Source organism: Streptomyces sp. PU-14G (assembly GCF_041028275.1).
GTDB lineage: Bacteria > Actinomycetota > Actinomycetes > Streptomycetales > Streptomycetaceae > Streptomyces.
The window spans coordinates 1-1,793 of record NZ_JASKYT010000624.1 but is presented as its reverse complement, the minus strand read 5'-3'; the positions used below and the strand labels follow the sequence as shown (position 1 = coordinate 1,793).

General features: G+C 73.0%; 2 protein-coding genes. One reads left to right on the top strand and one right to left on the bottom strand.

Annotated features, from left to right (window positions below; translation table 11 throughout):
• Positions 1-8: 8 nt before the first annotated feature.
• Positions 9-569: a gluconokinase gene (locus AB8Z75_RS34150; protein WP_369208908.1), complete on the bottom strand. Its 561-nt coding sequence runs from the start codon at positions 567-569 to the stop codon at positions 9-11.
• A gap of 303 nt (positions 570-872) precedes the next feature.
• On the opposite strand from AB8Z75_RS34150, the gene AB8Z75_RS34145 reads away from it, so the two are divergent.
• The gene (locus AB8Z75_RS34145) at positions 873-1,604 is read left to right on the top strand and encodes a FadR/GntR family transcriptional regulator (RefSeq protein WP_369208906.1); all 732 of its coding nucleotides are present in this window, start codon (positions 873-875) and stop codon (positions 1,602-1,604) included.
• Positions 1,605-1,793 lie beyond the last annotated feature (189 nt).

The following is a 1,793-nucleotide window of genomic DNA, read 5'->3' as shown; positions in this document are numbered from 1 at the left end:
GGGCCGGGTCAGGCCTGGGTGGCGGCCTCGGCCGGCGGAACCGACGTGTGCACCGACCGCAGCGCGGCCAGCGCCCGCTGGGTGACGGCCCGCGGACCCGGGGCGACGGAGACGGACACGCCCCGTTCGTCCGCCTGGAGGGGTTCGAGCGTCGCGAACTGGGAGTCCAGCAGGGCGACGGGCATGAAGTGGTCGGCCCGCTCCGCCATGCGGCGGGCGATCAGCGCGCGGTCGCCGGTGAGGTGGACGAAGACGAGGTGGGGGGCCGCGGCCCGCAACCGGTCGCGGTAGGCGCGCTTGAGCGCGGAGCAGCTGACCACCCCGCCCAGGTCCGCGTGGTCGTGCGCCCAGGCGCCGATCGCGTCGAGCCAGGGGGCACGGTCGGTGTCGTCCAGGGGGGTGCCGGCGGACATCTTGGCGACGTTGGCCGGCGGGTGGAAGGCGTCGGCCTCGGCGTAGGGGACGTCCAGGGATTCCGCGAGCAGCCGTCCGACGGTGGTCTTGCCCGTCCCGGCCACGCCCATGACGACCACGACGTGGCTCTGCGTGGTGTCACCCGCTGTGTTCATCGGCCTCACTGCTGTCCTCATCGACCTCGGCGCCGAGCACACTCAACCTCATAGGTCACATGTATTCAATAGTTGGACACGAATTAGTCATACTTAATTGGAGTGACGATGAGCACGTAGGCTGAACGTTCCGGTGCGCTCGCCGAGCGTGCACACGGCAGCTCCGCAGCTCCGCAGCTCCGTGAGGAGCCGATCGGGCGGCGAGGGCTGGACGGTGAAGGCCGACGGCACGGGAATCCGGTGGGACGGGAATCCGACGGCACGGGAAACCGACGGCACGGGAAGACGAGGAGAACTCCACTCATGACCAGCCAGGGGGCGGGCCGCGACGAGACACCCGCGCGCGAGCGCGGTCTGCACGCGCGGCTGCTGGCCTCCCTCGGTCCCTCGATCACCGCGGGCGAGTACCCGCCCGGCACCGTGCTGCGCACCGAGGAACTGGCGAGCCGGTACGAGGTCTCCAGGACGGTCGCACGGGAGGCGGTGCGGGTGCTGGAGTCCATGCACCTGGTCGAATCCCGCCGCCGGGTCGGTGTGACGGTGCTGCCGCCCGAGGAGTGGGACGTCTACGACCCGCAGGTGATCACCTGGCGGCTGGCCGGCACCGACCGCGGCCGTCAGCTGCGCTCCCTGACCGTGCTGCGCTCCGCCGTCGAACCCGTCGCGGCCCGGCTCGCCGCCGAGCGGGCCACCCCCGAGGAGTGCGCGGGCCTGACCGAGCACGCCCTGGGCATGGTGGCGACCTCGCGCGGCCAGCAGTTGGAGAACTACCTGGTGCACGACATCGCCTTCCACCGCACCGTGCTGCGCGCCTCCCGCAACGAGATGTTCGCCCGCCTCGGGGACGTCGTCGCCGCCGTGCTGGCCGGGCGCACCCACCACGACGTCATGTTCACCGACCCCCGCCAGGAAGCCGTCACCCTCCACGTGCACGTCGCCGAAGCCGTCCGCGAGCGCGACGGCGCACGCGCCGAGGCCGCCATGCGCACGATCACCGAGGACGCGATGGCCGAACTGGACGTCCTCGCCCCCTGACCGGTCGGGGGACCGGCCCCCTGACCGGTCGCCCGAGCGGGTCCCTGACCGGTAGCCGGTCCGGTCGCCCGAGCGGGTTACTGACCGGCTGCCCGAGCGGGTCCCCCGTGCGGCGCCTCCCAGGGCGCGCGAGGTGACCGCCGCGCGGACGATGGCCCCATGGCCCAGCCCCCCGGACCACCCCAGGGC

Coding starts and splice junctions, on each gene's coding strand:
- AB8Z75_RS34150 (WP_369208908.1), bottom strand. CDS start 569: ATGAACACAGCGGGTGACACCACGCAGAGCCACGTCGTGGTCGTCATG.
- AB8Z75_RS34145 (WP_369208906.1), top strand. CDS start 873: ATGACCAGCCAGGGGGCGGGCCGCGACGAGACACCCGCGCGCGAGCGC.